15 protein-coding genes and 1 riboswitch are annotated in these 17409 nt (G+C 30.4%); of the genes, 11 read left to right on the top strand and 4 right to left on the bottom strand.

From position 1 onward, the window contains the following. Positions 1-7 precede the first annotated feature (7 nt). From IPK18_01580 to IPK18_01570, 3 genes are all read left to right on the top strand, one after another. A complete protein-coding gene (locus tag IPK18_01580) occupies positions 8-871 on the top strand; it encodes a nucleoside phosphorylase (GenBank protein ID QQR98254.1) in 864 nt (287 codons plus the stop codon). Continuing rightward, positions 864-1835, top strand: a complete 972-nt coding sequence (pfkA, locus tag IPK18_01575) for a 6-phosphofructokinase (GenBank protein QQR99277.1) — start codon at positions 864-866, stop codon at positions 1833-1835. The genes IPK18_01580 and pfkA overlap by 8 nt, the downstream gene beginning before the upstream one ends. A gap of 87 nt (positions 1836-1922) precedes the next feature. Next, complete coding sequence (locus IPK18_01570; protein ID QQR98253.1) at positions 1923-5273, top strand: T9SS type A sorting domain-containing protein; 3351 nt, start codon at positions 1923-1925, stop codon at positions 5271-5273. A gap of 87 nt (positions 5274-5360) precedes the next feature. Here the strand turns inward: IPK18_01570 and IPK18_01565 are convergent, their stop codons facing one another. Together IPK18_01565 and IPK18_01560 are read right to left on the bottom strand one after the other, a co-directional pair. Further along, positions 5361-6329, bottom strand: a complete 969-nt coding sequence (locus IPK18_01565; protein QQR98252.1) for an electron transfer flavoprotein subunit alpha/FixB family protein — start codon at positions 6327-6329, stop codon at positions 5361-5363. 3 nt (positions 6330-6332) lie between these two features. Further along, positions 6333-7076: an electron transfer flavoprotein subunit beta/FixA family protein gene (locus IPK18_01560; protein QQR98251.1), complete on the bottom strand. Its 744-nt coding sequence runs from the start codon at positions 7074-7076 to the stop codon at positions 6333-6335. 75 nt (positions 7077-7151) lie between these two features. Between IPK18_01560 and IPK18_01555 the strand changes: the two genes are divergently transcribed. The 8 genes from IPK18_01555 to IPK18_01520 all read left to right on the top strand — a co-directional run bounded on the left by IPK18_01555 (position 7152) and on the right by IPK18_01520 (position 16439). Beyond that, positions 7152-7475 (top strand): hypothetical protein, encoded by a 324-nt coding sequence (locus IPK18_01555; GenBank protein ID QQR98250.1) that lies wholly within the window; start codon positions 7152-7154, stop codon positions 7473-7475. A gap of 78 nt (positions 7476-7553) precedes the next feature. Then, complete coding sequence (locus tag IPK18_01550) at positions 7554-7988, top strand: DUF2723 domain-containing protein (protein ID QQR98249.1); 435 nt, start codon at positions 7554-7556, stop codon at positions 7986-7988. 15 nt (positions 7989-8003) lie between these two features. Further along, positions 8004-10649 (top strand): DUF2723 domain-containing protein, encoded by a 2646-nt coding sequence (locus tag IPK18_01545; protein ID QQR98248.1) that lies wholly within the window; start codon positions 8004-8006, stop codon positions 10647-10649. Positions 10650-10664: 15 nt separating this feature from the next. Further along, a complete protein-coding gene (locus IPK18_01540) occupies positions 10665-11438 on the top strand; it encodes a class I SAM-dependent methyltransferase (GenBank protein QQR98247.1) in 774 nt (257 codons plus the stop codon). Positions 11439-11456: 18 nt separating this feature from the next. Continuing rightward, a complete protein-coding gene (gene mscL, locus IPK18_01535; protein QQR99276.1) occupies positions 11457-11873 on the top strand; it encodes a large-conductance mechanosensitive channel protein MscL in 417 nt (138 codons plus the stop codon). Positions 11874-11926: 53 nt separating this feature from the next. Next, positions 11927-12117: riboswitch (cobalamin riboswitch) on the top strand. Between the two features lie 91 nt (positions 12118-12208). Further along, positions 12209-14062: a TonB-dependent receptor plug domain-containing protein gene (locus IPK18_01530; GenBank protein ID QQR98246.1), complete on the top strand. Its 1854-nt coding sequence runs from the start codon at positions 12209-12211 to the stop codon at positions 14060-14062. 11 nt (positions 14063-14073) lie between these two features. Beyond that, positions 14074-15168, top strand: a complete 1095-nt coding sequence (locus IPK18_01525; protein QQR98245.1) for a hypothetical protein — start codon at positions 14074-14076, stop codon at positions 15166-15168. Positions 15169-15290: 122 nt separating this feature from the next. Next, a complete protein-coding gene (locus tag IPK18_01520; GenBank protein ID QQR98244.1) occupies positions 15291-16439 on the top strand; it encodes an FAD-dependent oxidoreductase in 1149 nt (382 codons plus the stop codon). A 150-nt stretch (positions 16440-16589) separates the two neighbouring features. Here the strand turns inward: IPK18_01520 and IPK18_01515 are convergent, their stop codons facing one another. Both IPK18_01515 and IPK18_01510 read right to left on the bottom strand, forming a co-directional pair. After that, positions 16590-16844 (bottom strand): hypothetical protein, encoded by a 255-nt coding sequence (locus IPK18_01515; protein QQR98243.1) that lies wholly within the window; start codon positions 16842-16844, stop codon positions 16590-16592. Between the two features lie 10 nt (positions 16845-16854). Continuing rightward, a complete protein-coding gene (locus IPK18_01510; GenBank protein ID QQR98242.1) occupies positions 16855-17391 on the bottom strand; it encodes a hypothetical protein in 537 nt (178 codons plus the stop codon). Positions 17392-17409 lie beyond the last annotated feature (18 nt).

The raw sequence follows: 17409 nt of genomic DNA, 5'->3' as shown, positions 1-17409 counted from the left end.
TTTTCATATGAGTACAATTGCAAACAGCGAACTAATTTTAAATTCTGATGGTAGTGTATATCATCTATGTTTATTGCCAACAGATATCTCTGAAACTATAATTTTTGTTGGCGATCCAGAACGTGTTCCAAAAATTACAAAACATTTTGATGAAATATTGATTAGTAAAAAAAACAGAGAATTTGTTACACAAACTGGAATATATAAAAGCAAAAAAATTTCTGTAATTGCAACAGGAATTGGAACTGATAATATAGATATAGTTCTAAATGAGTTAGACGCATTAGTGAATATAGATTTGAAAACTAGAACAATCAAAAACGAACATACAGCATTAAATATTATAAGAATTGGCACAAGTGGTGCATTGCAGGCAGATATTCCAATAGATTCATTCCTAGTTAGCGAATATGCAATAGGTTTGGATGGATTATTACATTTCTACGAATATACAAACGACGATGATTTACAACTAAATGATGCAGTACAAGACACAGCAAAAGTACAGTGCTACACAGCAAAAGCAAGTACAAAACTTATAGATGCATTAGCTGATGATATATTAAATGGTATCACACTAACAGCATCAGGATTCTACGCACCACAAGGGAGAAAATTAAGGCTATCGCCGAAACAACCAAATTTTATTGATGATTTGAGCTCAAAGGTATTTGCAAACAATAGAAAAATTACCAACTTTGAAATGGAAACTTCTGCAATTTACGGATTAGGAAAAATGTTAGGACATCATTGTATTTCATTCAATGCTATTTTAGCAAATAGAGTTTTAGGTCAATTTTCAAATCAGCACGAAGAAACTGTAGAATTATTAATAGATAAAATATTAAATAGAATAGCAAATAATTTATAAGATGAAAAACATAGCTATTTTTACTTCAGGAGGCGATGCACCAGGTATGAACGCTGCCATCAGAGCAATTACACGTGCAGCATTACAAGAACAGTTGAATGTATATGGAATTTATAATGGCTATCAAGGAATGATTGATGATGAGTTTATTCAACTAAATAAAAAAAGTGTAGGAAATATTATACATCGTGGTGGAACTATTTTAAAATCTGCTCGAAGTCAAGAATTTTTAACAGAAGAAGGCAGAGCAAAAGCTTATCAAAATTTATTAAAACACAAAATAGATGCTGTCATAGCTATTGGTGGCGATGGCACATTTGCAGGTGCAACTCAATTTACAAAAGAATTCAATATTCCATTTGTTGGTTTGCCTGGCACAATAGATAATGATTTATTTGGAACAGATTTTACCATAGGCTACAAAACAGCAGTGCAAACAGCAGTAGAATGTGTAGATAAAATTAGAGATACTGCCAATGCTTTTAAAAGAATATTTTTTATAGAAGTGATGGGCAGAGATGTTGGCACAATAGCCTTAGCAACTGGAATTGCCACTGGAGCCGAAGATATTTTTATACCAGAAACACAAACTAATTTAAGTGACTTGTCTGAAAGAATGCTAAAAGGAAAAGACAAAGAATCTTATATCATTATTGTTGCAGAAGGAGATGAGTCTGGAGGAGCAGTAGAAGTAGCAAAAAAATTTAAAGCACTACACCCAACTTATGATATAAAAACTTTAGTGCTCGGACATTTGTTGCGTGGTGGAAATCCTATTGCAGATGACAGAATAATGGCATCTAGAATGGGCATGGCTGCTATAGAAAGTTTAATTAATGGCGAATACAATATAATGATAGGCATTCATCATGATAAAATACTAAAAACACCATTGCATTTATGCAAAAAACATTTTCTTCAAATCAATGAAGAATATAAAAATTTGATTTATACATTGAGCTAAAATTTTTATATTTATTATAAAAAATCTGTTAAAAATTGTTTTTTTTTTAGATTTAAATATTTAAATTTGTTTTATAAATTATTGCAAATGAAAAATAAAACTATTCCTATTTTTTTTAGATTTTTACTTTTGTTTATTTTGGTAGCACTAGTACAATATACTAAAGCACAAGATTCCATTATTAGTTTTCCCGATGCTAATTTTAAAAATAAGCTATTGCAAGCTAATATTAGCAATATTATTGCTTATGATTCTTTACATAGAAGTATTAAAATTGATTTGAATGGAGATAGAGAAATACAGCAAAGTGAAGCGTATAGGGTTTTTGAGTTAGATGTGAGCATTTCGGATATTAACTCATTAGTTGGTATTAATTCATTTGTAAATTTACAAGAATTACTTTGTGTGGACAACCAACTTACTACATTAGATTTAAGTAATGTGCCTAATTTACAAGTATTAAATTGTTCGCTCAACCCACTTACTACACTAGATTTAAGTAATGTGCCTAAATTACAACAATTATATTGTATGGACAACCAACTTACTACGTTGGATTTAAGTAATGTGCATAATTTAGAATTTTTAGATTTCTCAAATATAGATTTTTTAGATTTCCCAAACAATCAACTTACAACAATAGATTTAAGTAATGTGCCTAATTTACAATTTTTAAATTGTAATGGAAATTCACTTACTACGTTGGATTTAAGTAATGTGCCTAATGTAATATCTTTAGATTGCTCAAACAACCAACTTACTACGTTGGATTTAAGTAATGTGCCTAATTTACAATTTTTAAATTGTAATGGAAATTCACTTACTACGTTGGATTTAAGTAATGTGGATTCTTTATTAGCTTTAGATTGCTCTAACAATAAACTTACTACATTAGATTTAAGTAATGTGGTTAAGTTGTATCAATTTGCATGCTCTAACAATCAACTTACTACGTTGAATTTGGGTAGTTCACTAGAAAATTTTAATCTATTTTTTGTAGATTCAAACCCACTCCAAACTTTGTATTTAAAAAATGGTGTAGCAAATTCAATGCCTGCTCCGAATTATTTAAGAATACCAACTAAATATTTAGAATATATTTGTACTGATAAAGAAGAAGTGGGCGATTGGTATCAATATTTAGATAGTATCGACCCTTTTTTTATAACAGTAGTAGATACTTTGTGTACTTTTCCTTTAACAACAAGTGCAATATCTAGAATATCTCCAAAACAAGGCGGTAATATTGGTGCTATTACTTTAGAAATATTTGGGTATAATTTATTGCCTAATACTACAATAGTACTCAAAAAAAATGGTTCGCCAGATATAGTAGGTGATACAACAATTTTAATTAATAGTAATATACTGAGTACAACCTTAGATTTAAAAGGCAAAGCGTTGGGTAAATACGATGTAGTAGTTACAATACCAGGTATTCCAGCATTTACTATTACTAACGGATTTGAGGTAGTAAATGGAATAGCACCAGAAATGTGGGTAAGCATTGCTGGAAGAACAACTATAAGAACAGGTAGAGAAAATACATATACTGTTACTTATGGAAATAAAGGCAATGTAGATGCTGTAATGATACCTTTAACAATTTATAATATTCCTAAAGATGCCGTCATTACGCTCCTATTTGATTCCATAAAAATTAGCGATTATACAACTGATACTAACTATACTTATGTAGATACCTTGTCTTCAATGGTATTTGATAGTACAAATAACACATACTATCTGCCATTATTCATACCCTATGTTCGTGCAGGAAGTACAGGTACATTTGATTTTAAGATTAAAATACCAAGCACTCAAACATTTGAAATAGGAACAAAAATATTTAGTCCTTTATTAGAATCTACTGCATTGTTAAATACAAGAGTAGCAGGAGAATGCATAAAACCTAGAGAATGTCATGCTCAAGCTGTTTCAGCATCAACTGATAAAGTTGCAGACTATGTTTTAGGTACAATTAGAAATGAAATTAATGAATGTGCTTCTAATGCATATAATACCTTCTCTGATATTTCAAGTGGAATGGCTAGAGTTGTTAAAGAAGCAAATATTAAAAATGCTTTATTATTAGCTGTAAACGCTGTAGTTGGTACAGTAAAAACTACTATATCATGTTCAAAATCTATACCGGGTGTATCATTTCCACCTTTAGCGATTGCAAAAACTTTAGAAACTACTTTGGATATCATCAATCATGCAAATGATTTTTATGAAATTGGCAAAGACTGGAAAGATTGCATAGTAAAGAGTGGTGATTGCAAAGCTCCTTTAGAACCAGAAAAAGAAATTAAGATTTCTGTATTTGCAGGTAATTCATACGATCCTAATGAAAAAGTAGGTGTTGGTAGTTCAGCAAAACCCTATCTAAACGAATCACAACCATTATTATATAAAGTATTATTTGAAAATTCTCCAACAGCTTCTTTGGCAGCTCAAACGGTTATTATTATTGATACATTAGATAAGGACAAATTAAACTTGGCTACTTTCAAGTTTACTTCATTTTCTGTAGCAAATCAAAATTATGACTTGGAAGGAAAAGATAAAAGTTTTGTTTATATAGCAGATTTAAGACCAAGAATTAATCTAAAACTCAGAGTGCTTGGAGCATTAGATACATTAAATGGTATTGTTAGATGGGAATTCCAATCTATAGATCCAGCTACTAATCAAATCACAGAAGATCCAATTGCAGGTTTTTTACCACCAAATATTACAGCACCTCAAGGTGATGGAAGCGTATCTTTTATAGTTGAACCAATTGAAAATATACAAGATGGAGATAGCATAATAAATAAAGCATATATCTATTTTGATGAAAATCCTGTCATTATTACAAACGAATGGAAAAATATTTATGATTTTACACCACCAATTAGTTCAGCTAAATCTTTACCAACTAACTCAGCTACTACATTTTCAGTTAGTTGGGCAGGTATAGATAATCCATCAGGAATTCAATATTATACCGTTTATATATCAAAAGATGATTCTGCTTATGTTCCTTGGATTGTTAGAACAACAGATACTGTTGCTATATTCACAGGAGAATTGAATAAAAGTTATAAATTTTATGTTATTGCAATAGATTATGTTGGAAATATAGAGCCATCAAAAACTGTATTTGAAGCAGTTACTTATACTTCTATATCTACAAATATTAATCAAAATCAATTAATGACTGATGTTAATGTGTACCCAAATCCATTTGACAATTCTATCAATTTACATTTTAATACTGATAATTTATTAATTGATAACGTTAATATTAGTATTTATGATATAAATGGTAAGTTAATTAACCAATTTTCAGGAGTAAGTCGAGTACAAACAGAAAATTTTCCAAAAGGTTTATATTTTGTAAAAGTTACTTACGGTATTGAAATGGTATCTTTTAAAATGGTAAAACAATAATTTTGTAATTAATCTAATGACAATAAAAATAGCCACCAATTTTGGTGGCTATTTTTTGTATTAATCTTGACTCTAATCTCTTTTCTTCTATCCTTGGCTAGCTTTAAATGCTTTAATTGCCTCAGTTAATTTTGGAACAACTTCAAATAAATCACCAACTATACCATAGTCAGCAGCTTTAAAGAAAGGAGCTTCTGGATCTTTGTTGATAACAACAATACATTTACTTTGGTTCACACCAGCTAAATGTTGTATTGCTCCAGAAATACCAATAGCAATATATAAATTAGGACGAATAGCAACACCAGTTTGTCCTACATGCTCATGATGAGGTCTCCAATGTACATCAGCAACTGGACGAGAACATGCTGTAGTTGCACCTAAAACATTTGCTAAATCTTCAATAATTCCCCAGTTTTCTGGTCCTTTCATACCACGACCAGCACTTACTACTAATTCTGCTTCAGGAAGTGGTGCAACATCTCCTTGTTGTCTTACTACTTCTTTTACAGTGATTCTTGAACTTGCTGGAACTAAGTCAATAGCTTCAACTGTTGCAGCACCACTGCCTTTGTTTGCACCAACAGAGTTTGGAACAACAGATATTACTTTATTCTCTGAATTGATTTTTGTATAGGCAAATGCTTTTCCAGAAAATGCTGCTTTTTTAATTACACCATCACCATCTGGTAAGCTAACTGCACCACTAACAATACCAGCATTAAATCTTACTGCTAATCTTGGAGCTACTGCTTTTCCTGTTAATGTTTGAGAAATACAAATTGTTTTTGCTCCAACTTTCTCAGCTGCATCAACTATTGCTTTTGCAAATACACCAGCATCAAAATTATCAAACGCTGAATTATTTGCATGTAGTACTTTCTTAGCACCATAAATTCCTAAATCTGCTAATTCAGCATTGTCTGCTGTACCCAAAGCCAAACCAACAGCTTCTGTACCAGTTTGCTCTGCAACTTTTGCTGCATAACTTGCTATTTCGTAGCTCGCTTTTTTTACTTTGCCAGCTGCAATTTCTACTAAAAATAAAACTGCCATATCTTATATCATTTTTGCTTCGTTATGTAATAATTGTACCAATTCTTCTACATTATCTGCAGCAATCATTTTACAAGCTGATTTTGCTGGAGGTAACTCATATTTTACCACACTTGTTAATGAGCCAGCACCTTGTGGAGCCACAACATTTAATGGTTTAGTTTTTGCTGCCATAATTCCTTTCATATTTGGAATTCTAGCTTCTGCCATACCTTTTGCACAAGAAACTACAAATGGAGTATCTACTGACAACACTTCTTTGCCACCTTCAATTTCTCTTTCTATAGTTGCAGTATTTCCACTCATATCTAATTTTGATGCATAAGATACATAAGGCTCATCTATCAATTCTGCTAACATACCACCTATGTTAGAACCATTGTAGCTAATCGTTTCTTTACCTAATAAGATTACATCATAAGCGCCAGATTTTGCAACTGCTGCAATCTCAGATGCAATAGCAAAAGAGTCTAAGTCACCTGTCGCATCAATTCTGATTGCATCATCAGCACCAATAGCCAATGCTTTTCTGATTACTGCATCATTTTCTGCACTTCCAACATTTACAACGGTAACACTGCCACCATTTGCTTCTTTTAATTCTAAAGCACGCACCAAAGCGTACCATTCATCGTAAGGATTCAGAATCCATTGTACCTTATCGTTGTTGAATTTAGTGTCATTATCAACAAACGAAATTTTGGTAGTAGTGTCTGGAACCAAACTTATACATACTAAAAATTTCATACTTTTGTTTTTTTATTTAAAAATATTGTTATAAAAATATCCACTAAAATAATTCATTTTTTATAAATTCAATGCATGCATTCAAATAGAATCCAAGAATTAGAAAACATAATTAGAGAAAATCCTAATGATAAATTTGCATTATATGCTTTAGCTAAGGAATATGAAACAAAAGGAGAAATTTATAAATCAATACAAATGCTTGAAAATCTATTGATTGTAGATAAATATTATGTTGGTGCATATTATCATTTAGCTAAAAATTTTGAAAAAACAGGAGAGATTAAAAAAGCATTAAATATTTATGAAGTTGGAATTACAATAGCTACAGAGCGACAACAGTTTCATGCATTAAATGAATTAAAAAACGCAAAAATGAACTTAGAATTGGAATTATAATCAATGTCGATACTTAATTTTGCTTAATTCCTATATACATTGATATATTTTTTTTATTTTTGGCAAAAATATTCATAGATGAAGCAATACAAACTAATTAATTTAGGATTAGGCATTATAGTTTTTTTAATTTCTTTATGGCAATATGGAAGTACAGCAGAATCTGCTGGTAGTTTATGGGATTGTGGTGAGTTTATATCTTGTGCTTATAAGTTGCAGGTAGCTCACCCACCAGGTGCACCTTTATTTATGTTAATAGGTAGATTTTTTAGCTTATTTGCAAAAGACCAATCACAAGTTGCATTTATGCTCAATTTTATGTCCGCATTTATGTCTGCAGGTTGTGTAATGTTCTTATTTTGGATAATTACAATTATTTCTAAGAGAATAATCGCACCAAAAGAAGAAGACTTAACAATTGATAGAGTTATATCAATTATGGGAGCTGGTTTAGTTGGTAGCCTTGCTTGTTCATTTATGGATACAATGTGGTTTTCTGCTGTAGAAGGCTAGGTGTACGCAACATCAATGTTCTTTATTTCTATTACTTTTTGGGCAGTAATGAAATGGGATGAGCAAGCAGATGAACCACATGCAAATAGATGGTTAGTTTTCGCTTGTTTTATGATAGGTTTATCAATTGGTGTTCACTTATTATCATTATTAGTTATTCCTGCTGCTGCATTAGTATATTATTTTAGAAGATATAATCCAACTATCTTAGGATTCTTTGTTGCTTTCTTTGTTGGTTTTGTCATCTTAGGGTTAGTACAAGTAGGAGTAGTACAAGTTATACCTAAAATAGCAAGTATATTTGAGATGTTCTTTGTAAATACACTTAGATTACCATTCAACTCAGGACTTATATTTGCAGTAATCTTATTGACTGTATTAACAATTTTAGCAATGAGATATGCTAATAAAATTAAACATGCAGATTTGCAATTAACCATAATTTGTGCATTAGTAATTTTTATAGGTTTCTCTTCATACATTATGGTGCCAATTCGTGCAGCTGCAAATCCACCAATAAATATGAACGCACCAAAAGATGCATTCTCATTAATATCATATTTAAATAGAGAGCAATATGGTGATAGACCATTAGTAAAAGGGCCAATGTTTACAGCACAACCTTACGATATTGAAGATAAAGGCAAGGTATATTTTCCAAATGAAAAAACAAAAAAATACGAAGTAAAAGACATTAAAAGATCATATAAATATAAGCCTGAAGATATGCAGTTTTTCCCAAGAATGGGACCAACCAATGATGGTGCAAATGCTGGTCAGTTGTTCCAATACTGGACGGATTTTCAAGGTACACCAACATTCTCTGATAACTTGAGCTATTTCTTTAAATATCAATTAGGACACATGTACTGGAGATATTTTATGTGGAATTTTGCTGGTAGACAAGATGATTACCAAGGTATGGCAGGTACCAATTTAACAAGCGGTAATTGGCTGTCTGGTGTAAGTGTTATTGATGATGCAAGATTGGGTTCTCAAAAAGATTTACCATATCAAATTGAGCATGAAAAAGCAAGAAATAAATTTTACCTAATTCCACTTATATTAGGTTTAATAGGCTTGTTTTATATGTTAAAAAGAAATACAAACTACACTTTAGTTGTTACCTTATTATTCTTAACAACAGGAATGCTATTGATTGTTTATCAAAACTCGCCACCACGTGAGCCAAGAGAAAGAGATTATGCATTAGTAGGTTCGTTCTATACATTCTGTATTTGGATAGGTTTTGCAGTAATTGCAATATCTGAACTTGTAAGAGAAAAAATGAAGAGTATTGCATTGCCAGTAAGTTTGGCTGTAAGTATTCTATTCTTAGGTGTGCCATATATGATGGCTAAACAAGGTTGGGATGACCACAATAGACATGATAGATTTATGGCAAGAGATTTTGCTATAAACTATTTAGAAAGTTGCCCACCAAATGCAATTCTATTTACCCAAGGCGATAATGATACCTATCCACTTTGGTATGCACAAGAAGTTGAAGGTATTAGAACAGATGTAAGAATATTAAATTTAAGTCTATTAGGTGTAGATTGGTATATTGATGGATTACACAAGCCAGCAAATAAAGCAGGTGCTATTCCATTCTTTAAAGACTTTACGCCTGATAAATATAGAGGAAGCAATAGACAAGTATTAAGTTACAATGCTCAATCTGGAATGGCTGATGCGAATACATATTATGACTTAGATAAAATACTTACATTCGTTTTAAGTGATGACCCAAAATATAAAGCACAAACACAACAAGGAGAAGTAGTAAGTTATTTTCCTACAACCAAATTCAAATTAAAAGTAGATAAAGCTGCAGTTCTTAAAAATAATGTAGTGCCAGCAAAATATCAAGATAGAATTGTAGATGAAATGGTTTGGGATTTAGGAAAAGATAGAGTAATTATCTATGATTTAGCTGTTTTAGCTTTGTTGGCTGGCGAAGATTGGAGCAGACCAATATGCTTTGCAAATACTGTAGAAAGTTCATACTATCAAGGTTTAGATAAATACATGATTCAAGAAGGATTAGTAAATAGAATATTGCCAGTAAGATTTGAAGAAAACCAAAGAGGTTATGTTGCTATGAATTCTGATAAAAACGTAGAAATTGTAAACAAGTTTAAATATGGTGGACTTGGAGAACGTGAGATGTTTGTTGATGAAAACTCTGCAAGAATTATGAATACACTTAAAAGTGTACATTTGTCAATGGCTGATGATTTAATTAGAAATAACAGAAATGATGAGGCAATCAAAATATTAGACAAAGCAAAAAAAGAGTTTCAATATGTAAACGCACCATATTATTCACCTAAAAGCAGATTCTTTAATGTACTCTCTGTACAATGGATAGATTTATATTATAGAGCTGGTGCTAAAGACAAAGCTAATGATATAAAGAAACTATTGTTGAAAGATATGGCTGATTGCATGAAATTTTATAATTCTAACTCAACAGGTGCTCAGAAATATGCAGAAGAAAAGAAAACAGCTGAAGACCTAGTAAAAAGATTAGAGTATATAGCAATCAATTACAAAGACGATCAATTTATGGCAGAATTGAATAAAAATTTCCCATTAATTGTTCAAAGTTCTACTGTTAGTCAAGGTCAAGTTGCACCACAACAAATATTTAATTAATATCATTACAACATAATGTCAGTATTCTCATCAGAAGTAACATCAACAAATTTAGCAGCAGACGGTCCTGTGCATCTCAGACAATATAGAGCTTACATAGAAGCCAAACAATTTATTTCTGGTAATATGTTAGAAATTGGCTGTGGAGAAGGAAGAGGTATTGATGTTTTAAAAGAACACATAACATCTTATACTGCAATCGATAAAACGCAATCTGTACAAGAAATTATTAAAAAGAAATACCCAAATGCAAAATTTATCAATATCACAATTCCACCAATTAAAGGAATTGAAGATAATACATTTGACAGTATAGTTTCTTTTCAGGTAATTGAGCATATTCAAAATGATGTAGAATACTTAAAAGAAATATATAGAATTTTAAAACCAGGTGGCGTAGCATTAGTATCAACACCAAATATAAATAATACGCTGACTAGAAATCCGTGGCATATTAGAGAATATACACCACAAGAGTTTAATCAACTTATCTCAAGTGTATTCACAAATTATACGATAAAAGGAATCAATGGTTCTTCAAAATTCTATACTTATCACGAAAAGAATAAATTATCAGTTCAGAAGTTTAAAAAGTTTGATATTTTCAATTTAGAACATAGATTACCACTTAAACTATATCAAATACCATATGATATTTTGAATAGAATGAATAGAAATAAATTGAATAATGACAACACAAAGTTAGTTTCTGATATTACAATAGAAGATTTTCATCTAACAGAAAATGTTGATGAATGTTTAGATTTTTTTGTAATATTGCACAAATAAATAATTTATTATATGAGTATGATTAAAGAATTCAAAGAATTTGCAATAAAAGGCAACTTAATAGATATGGCTGTTGCTTTTGTAATGGGTGGAGCATTCGGAAAAGTTGTTTCATCATTTATAGATGGTATGGTTATGCCAGCAGTAGGTATGCTTACTGGAGGCGTAGATTTTAATGACATGAAAATTGTACTGAAAGATGCTGTAGCAGCATCAGCTGATGGTACTATAGCTGCTGTCGATGAAGTTTCTATAAAATATGGTGCATTTATCACACAAATCATTACATTTATTGTTGTTGCATTTGTAATGTTCTTAGTAATTAAGGCAGTAAATAAAATGAAAAAAGAAGAAGCTGCTGCACCAGCAGAACCAGCTGCACCAAGTAATGAAGAAGTATTATTAGGCGAAATTAGAGATTTACTAAAAAAATAAGTAGATTAAATAATAAAAATTTTAAAATGCACCACTTTGTTGGTGCATTTTTTTATAGTTGCTCAAGGTTTGGTTTTTAATGAATTAAAAGGGAAACAAGTGAAAGTCTTGTACAGTCCCAGCTGCTGTAAACACACTTTGTAAATAATAATTTATAAAGTACTGAGTGCTACAACCACTGTGAAAACGGGAAGGTTCAGTAAAAGTGTAAGTCAGAAGACCTGCCAAAATAAAACAACTTAAACAATACGCTGAGGAAGTATTTATTTGGTATGAAGTGTAATAAATATACATATCTTATTGCGTTTGTATTAATACAAATGTTTTTTGCACCAATGTTTGCAGATACAGTATCTATAAATAACGTAGAAATCTATGCAATAAGAGAACAGTTTTATCAATTGCCAAGACAAAATACTTATCTATTAGATAGTTTTAGTAAATCAATCTATGGTAATAATAATTTGTCTGAACTATTGCAAAATAGCACGAATATCTATGTAAATAATTATGGGCTCGGTGCAAGCAATACAATTTCTATGCGTGGCACAGCAGACGACCAAACAGCAATTTTTTGGAATGGAATAAATATACGTTCATCAACATTAGGTAGTACAGATGTATCACTAATACCAATACAAGCTACAAATAAAATTTCTGTTGTTACAAATGGTGCAAGTTCAATTTATGGAAGCGGAACCTTTGGCGGAAGTATACTTATTGCTAATGAACCAAATTGGAATAATAAAATCTCTACAAGTACACGTTACTCATTTGGTAGTTTTCAACAACATCACATTACACAAGAAATAGAAGTTGGAAATCATAAAATACAATTTCAGACAAATAATGCTTTTCAAAAAGCAGAAAATAATTTTACTTTCAAAGATGTGTATCTACTATCAAAACCAATCAGAACAATAGAACACAATGCATTTCAAAATTGGATAACACAAAATTATTTGTATATAAAATTAGCAAAACAACAGCAAATTCATTTTGGTAGCTGGATACAAAAAAAAGATAAAGAAATTCCAGCATCAATGGGTGGAAGTTTACAAAGCGATAAATATCAAAAAGATTTTACAGCGAAAAATTATGTATTGTACAAAAAAGTATTTAAAAAAAGTAGTTTATATAATAGATTGTCAGCAATATACGATAAGCAAAACTATAAAGATGAAACGCAGCAAATCAATACATCATACAAACTAAGCAACATTACAAACAGCTTGAATTATAGATATTATTTTGAAAAAGATATTACGATTGATGCTGGGTTAGATTATAATTTTTTTAGAGCTAAAGTGAGTGAATATTCAAAAATCCAACAAGAACATAGAACTTCATTTTTTTTTGGATTTAAGTATTTCTATAAACAACTATCATTAAATGCTACAGTAAGACAAGAAATATATGGAAAACAATATATAAGACCATTGTTTGGTGTAAATATTACATATACTTCAAAGAACAATGTATTGCAATTAAATCTAAACTACGCAGACAAATTTAGATTACCAGATTTTAATGATAAATATTGGCCAGTTGGGGGAAATCCTGATTTGCTTCCAGAAAAAGGCTACACCATAGAAATGAATATTTCTTTAAACAAAATTTCTAAAAACAGTAAATATCAAATTATTTGGAATAATGCTTCTTACTATACAAGAATAAAAGACAATATAGCATGGATACCATTTACAGGCATATTTTGGCAACCAAAAAATATAAAAAATACACAACATGTAGGCTTTGAGTCGAGTGTGCAACAAAACATTAGAATTGCACAAAAACTAAAACTAAATTCTACAATTCAATATGCATTTAATAAATCAACTATATTAAAAGATGTAACAGAATATACTATTGGCAAAATTATGCGATACAAACCTATGCATCAATTAAAAGCAAATTTGTCTTTAGAAGAGAGATATTTTTCAATTGGATTGAACTATAGTTACAATGGAAAAAGATTTACAGATGATGAAAATTCTAAAAGCTTTCAATTGCCTGCCTATCACATAATTGATTGTATAATTGCTTATAAATTAGACTTTAAAAAATTACAAACACAATTTATTTTCCAAATCAACAACCTAATAAACACAGCATACGAAAGCATAATTAGCTACGCACAGCCAATGCGAAACTATAAAATCACATTTCAAATTAATTATTCAAAATAAATTTTTTAAACATGAGAAAAAACATTCAAAAATTATTCATTGCAGTATTGGTAATATTTCAAATAATGTCTTGTCAAAAAGAAGAAACAACTACAAAATATGATGGCACATATTTAGAAAGTGGCTCTGCAATTGTTGTGAACGAAGGAAACTTTGGAACGCCAAATGCTACAGCAAGTTTTATTAGTAGAGAAGGAGAACTTTTTAATAATATCTATGGAACAATCAATGGTGGTGTTGCACTAGGTGATGTATTTCAATCCTATTATATTGTAGGTACTAAAGGTATTTGCGTATTAAACAATTCAAGAAAAATAGAGATTGTAGACGCAAGAAGTTTTAGAAACATAGGTACTATTATTGATGCCACAAACATTACCTATCCAAGATATTCAGTAGCTGTAGATACATCAAGAGTATATGTTTCTAATGGAAGTGGAGAAGGCACAGTTTTAGTTATCAATCCTACTACAAAATCAATTGTTAAAACAATCAATGTAGGAAATGGCCCAGAGCAAATGCAAATTCATAATAACTATTTATATGTTGCAAATAGTGGTGGTTATGGTGTTGATAGCACAATATCTATCATCAACTTAACAACAGAAACTGAAGTGCAAAAAATAACAATTGGCGATATTCCAACTAAAATGGTGAAAGATGCAAATGGAAATATTTGGGTATTGTGCAATGGACAATCAAACTACTCAAATTGGCCAAATATTGATAAACTTACACCAGCTAGATTAGTAAAAATCAATACAACAAATAATACAATTGATAAGTCTTTTAGAATTATTGCAACTGGCTCTGAAAGCTATACAGGCAATCTTACTATTGGAAATAATGGACAAACAATTTATTATAACATAGATGAAACTGTGTATAGTTTGCCAATCAATGCATCTACATTATCACCAACAATTTTTACAAGTGGAAGAAAATTTTATGGTATAAATGCACATCCTTACAATGGACAAGTATACGCAACTTACGCACCAAATTTCTCTTCAAATGGCTTTGTATTTAGATTTGATGCTTCAGGAAAATTAATGGATTCTTTGCGTGTAGGCATAGGACCAAATGCTGTGATATTTAACTTATAATGATGAACTGTTTTTCTAATATGTTAAAATATTTATAATATTATTTTGGTGTAATGTTCTGATAATAAATTCATAACTTTCCATTGATTCGTTTAATATGAATATTCTTTAGATTTGCAGAGATGCATAACCCAATAGATGTCATTGTAATTGGTGGAGGTTTTACCGGACTTTCTGCAACATACTATTTGCAAAAATGTGGCTTGTCTGCAAAACTGTTTGATGTATCTAGTAGAATTGGTGGAAGAGCAAAAACAGATATTGTTAATGGTTTTGTGTTGGATAGAGGCACGCATTTTTACCATCATTCAACAACAGAATTATCAAAGATTATCAATATAAATACTTTGGGTTTAAAAAACATTTACCCAGGATATTTGTTCAGATACCAAAACGATTTTTTACTATACTCAAATCCATTGTTTAAGGCAAATGATTTGTTCTCTACGCTTTTTGCAAACAATACATCAATGAAAGATAAGCTGAAGTTATTTGGTTTTAATATGAAACTAAAAACATTCTCTTACTCTACTATTACCAAACAAAAAGATATATCTACATACCAATATTTTAAGAATATTGGATTTACTAATCAAACAATAGATTCCATTATTCGTCCTGTTGTGTCTTCAACTATTTTTGACAGGAATTTACAATCATCTTCAAAGCTATCATTGCTATATCTAAAATCATTATTTAATGACCATGTAGCGCTACCAGAAAATGGCATTGGAAGCATTGCAGAAACCATTGCCAAACAACTACAACCAGCATCTATTTGTTTAAAATCTAAAGTAAAAAGAATTACAAAAGATGGTGTTGAGTTTACAAATGGAAATATACTGAAAGCAAAAGCAGTTATTATTGCAACTAATGCCATTGACGCAAAAAATATATTCCCAAATGTACAAATAAGTACAGAAAGCACACATGTAAGTACTTTGTATTTTGAGTCTGATAGAGCACCAGCATCAAAACCAATTTTGATGGTTAATGCAAATAACGAAGGTCTGGTTAATCATGTATTTGTGCCAACTACACTTCATGAAAGCTATGCACCAAAAGGTAAGCATTTAATTGCTGTAAATATTATAAAAGAGCACGATTTAGATGATGATGAACTTGTAGCAGAAGCCATGTTAGAATTAACAAGTTGGTATGGTCTTCAAGTAAAAGATTGGAATCATATTAAAACATATCATATAAAATATGCTATGCCATTTAAGCCAATTTTAGATGATGTGAAATTTACAATGCAATGTAGAAGATAATCTATTTTATGCAGGCGATGCATTATCTATAGGTTCTATGGAAGCTGCACTAAGAAGTGGTAGAGAAACAGCTACTAACGTAAAAAAATATATTGACAATCTACCTAAACTAACTACTCAAGATATTATATCTAATACAATGGTAAAAGTTTAGTCTTGTTTTATATTTCGCTCATAGCTCAAATATAGATCTTGATGCATTTGCTTAAAACGTTCTATACATTGTTGTAAAAATTGTTCGTCAACTAATTTTTCAATATGCTCAAGTGTAGAAATTTCCTCACTAGTCCTAATTTTATAAACTTGTTCTAGTAAATCAAATTCTACTTTTAAGACCAACTTATCATTCATTACCATTACAGTAATCTTTAATATTGGATGGTATATTTGCCCAAGTATTCTCAATGAAATAAAATTATCTAATTTTAATAATAAATTCTGGCGTAGTTATCGTATTGCTAACATTTCCTGCTATATCTGTTATCCAAATTTTTAAGCTTAAAGTATCAACTGTTTTCTCACTTACTGGACTAAATCCTGGGAATGATGCATCTAATAAACCAGACATTTTTAGTCTAAGAACTCCAGTCTTTGGTAATAGCCCGCTGACTTCTGCAATTTCTGGGAAAGTAAATGAGTTATATATTGCAATATTTCCATATTTTGGAAAATTATAATAGAGTTTTCCTGCTCTAGCAATTGTAGTATCTCTTCCACCAATCACAGTATCTATTTGTAATAATCCTAAATCAGCGTCACCATCTGTGTATTCTACATAAATATAACTTTCTTGTGGATTATTTACATCAAAAGTACTGTTTGTTACATCGTGTTTTTGGTATTTTAAGGTTGGAACATTTGAATAGTTTGGTTCTTTAAAGCATGATGTAAACAGTAATGTTACAACAAGCATAATACATAGAATATTTTTATTGTTTATTTTTGTGTTCATGTTGGATGATGCTATAAA

The sequence above is a fragment of the Sphingobacteriales bacterium genome (assembly GCA_016699615.1).
In the GTDB taxonomy this organism is placed as follows: domain Bacteria; phylum Bacteroidota; class Bacteroidia; order Chitinophagales; family JADIYW01; genus JADJSS01.
Note: the sequence above shows the minus strand (reverse complement) of the source record. Positions and strands in the feature narration are given on the sequence as shown.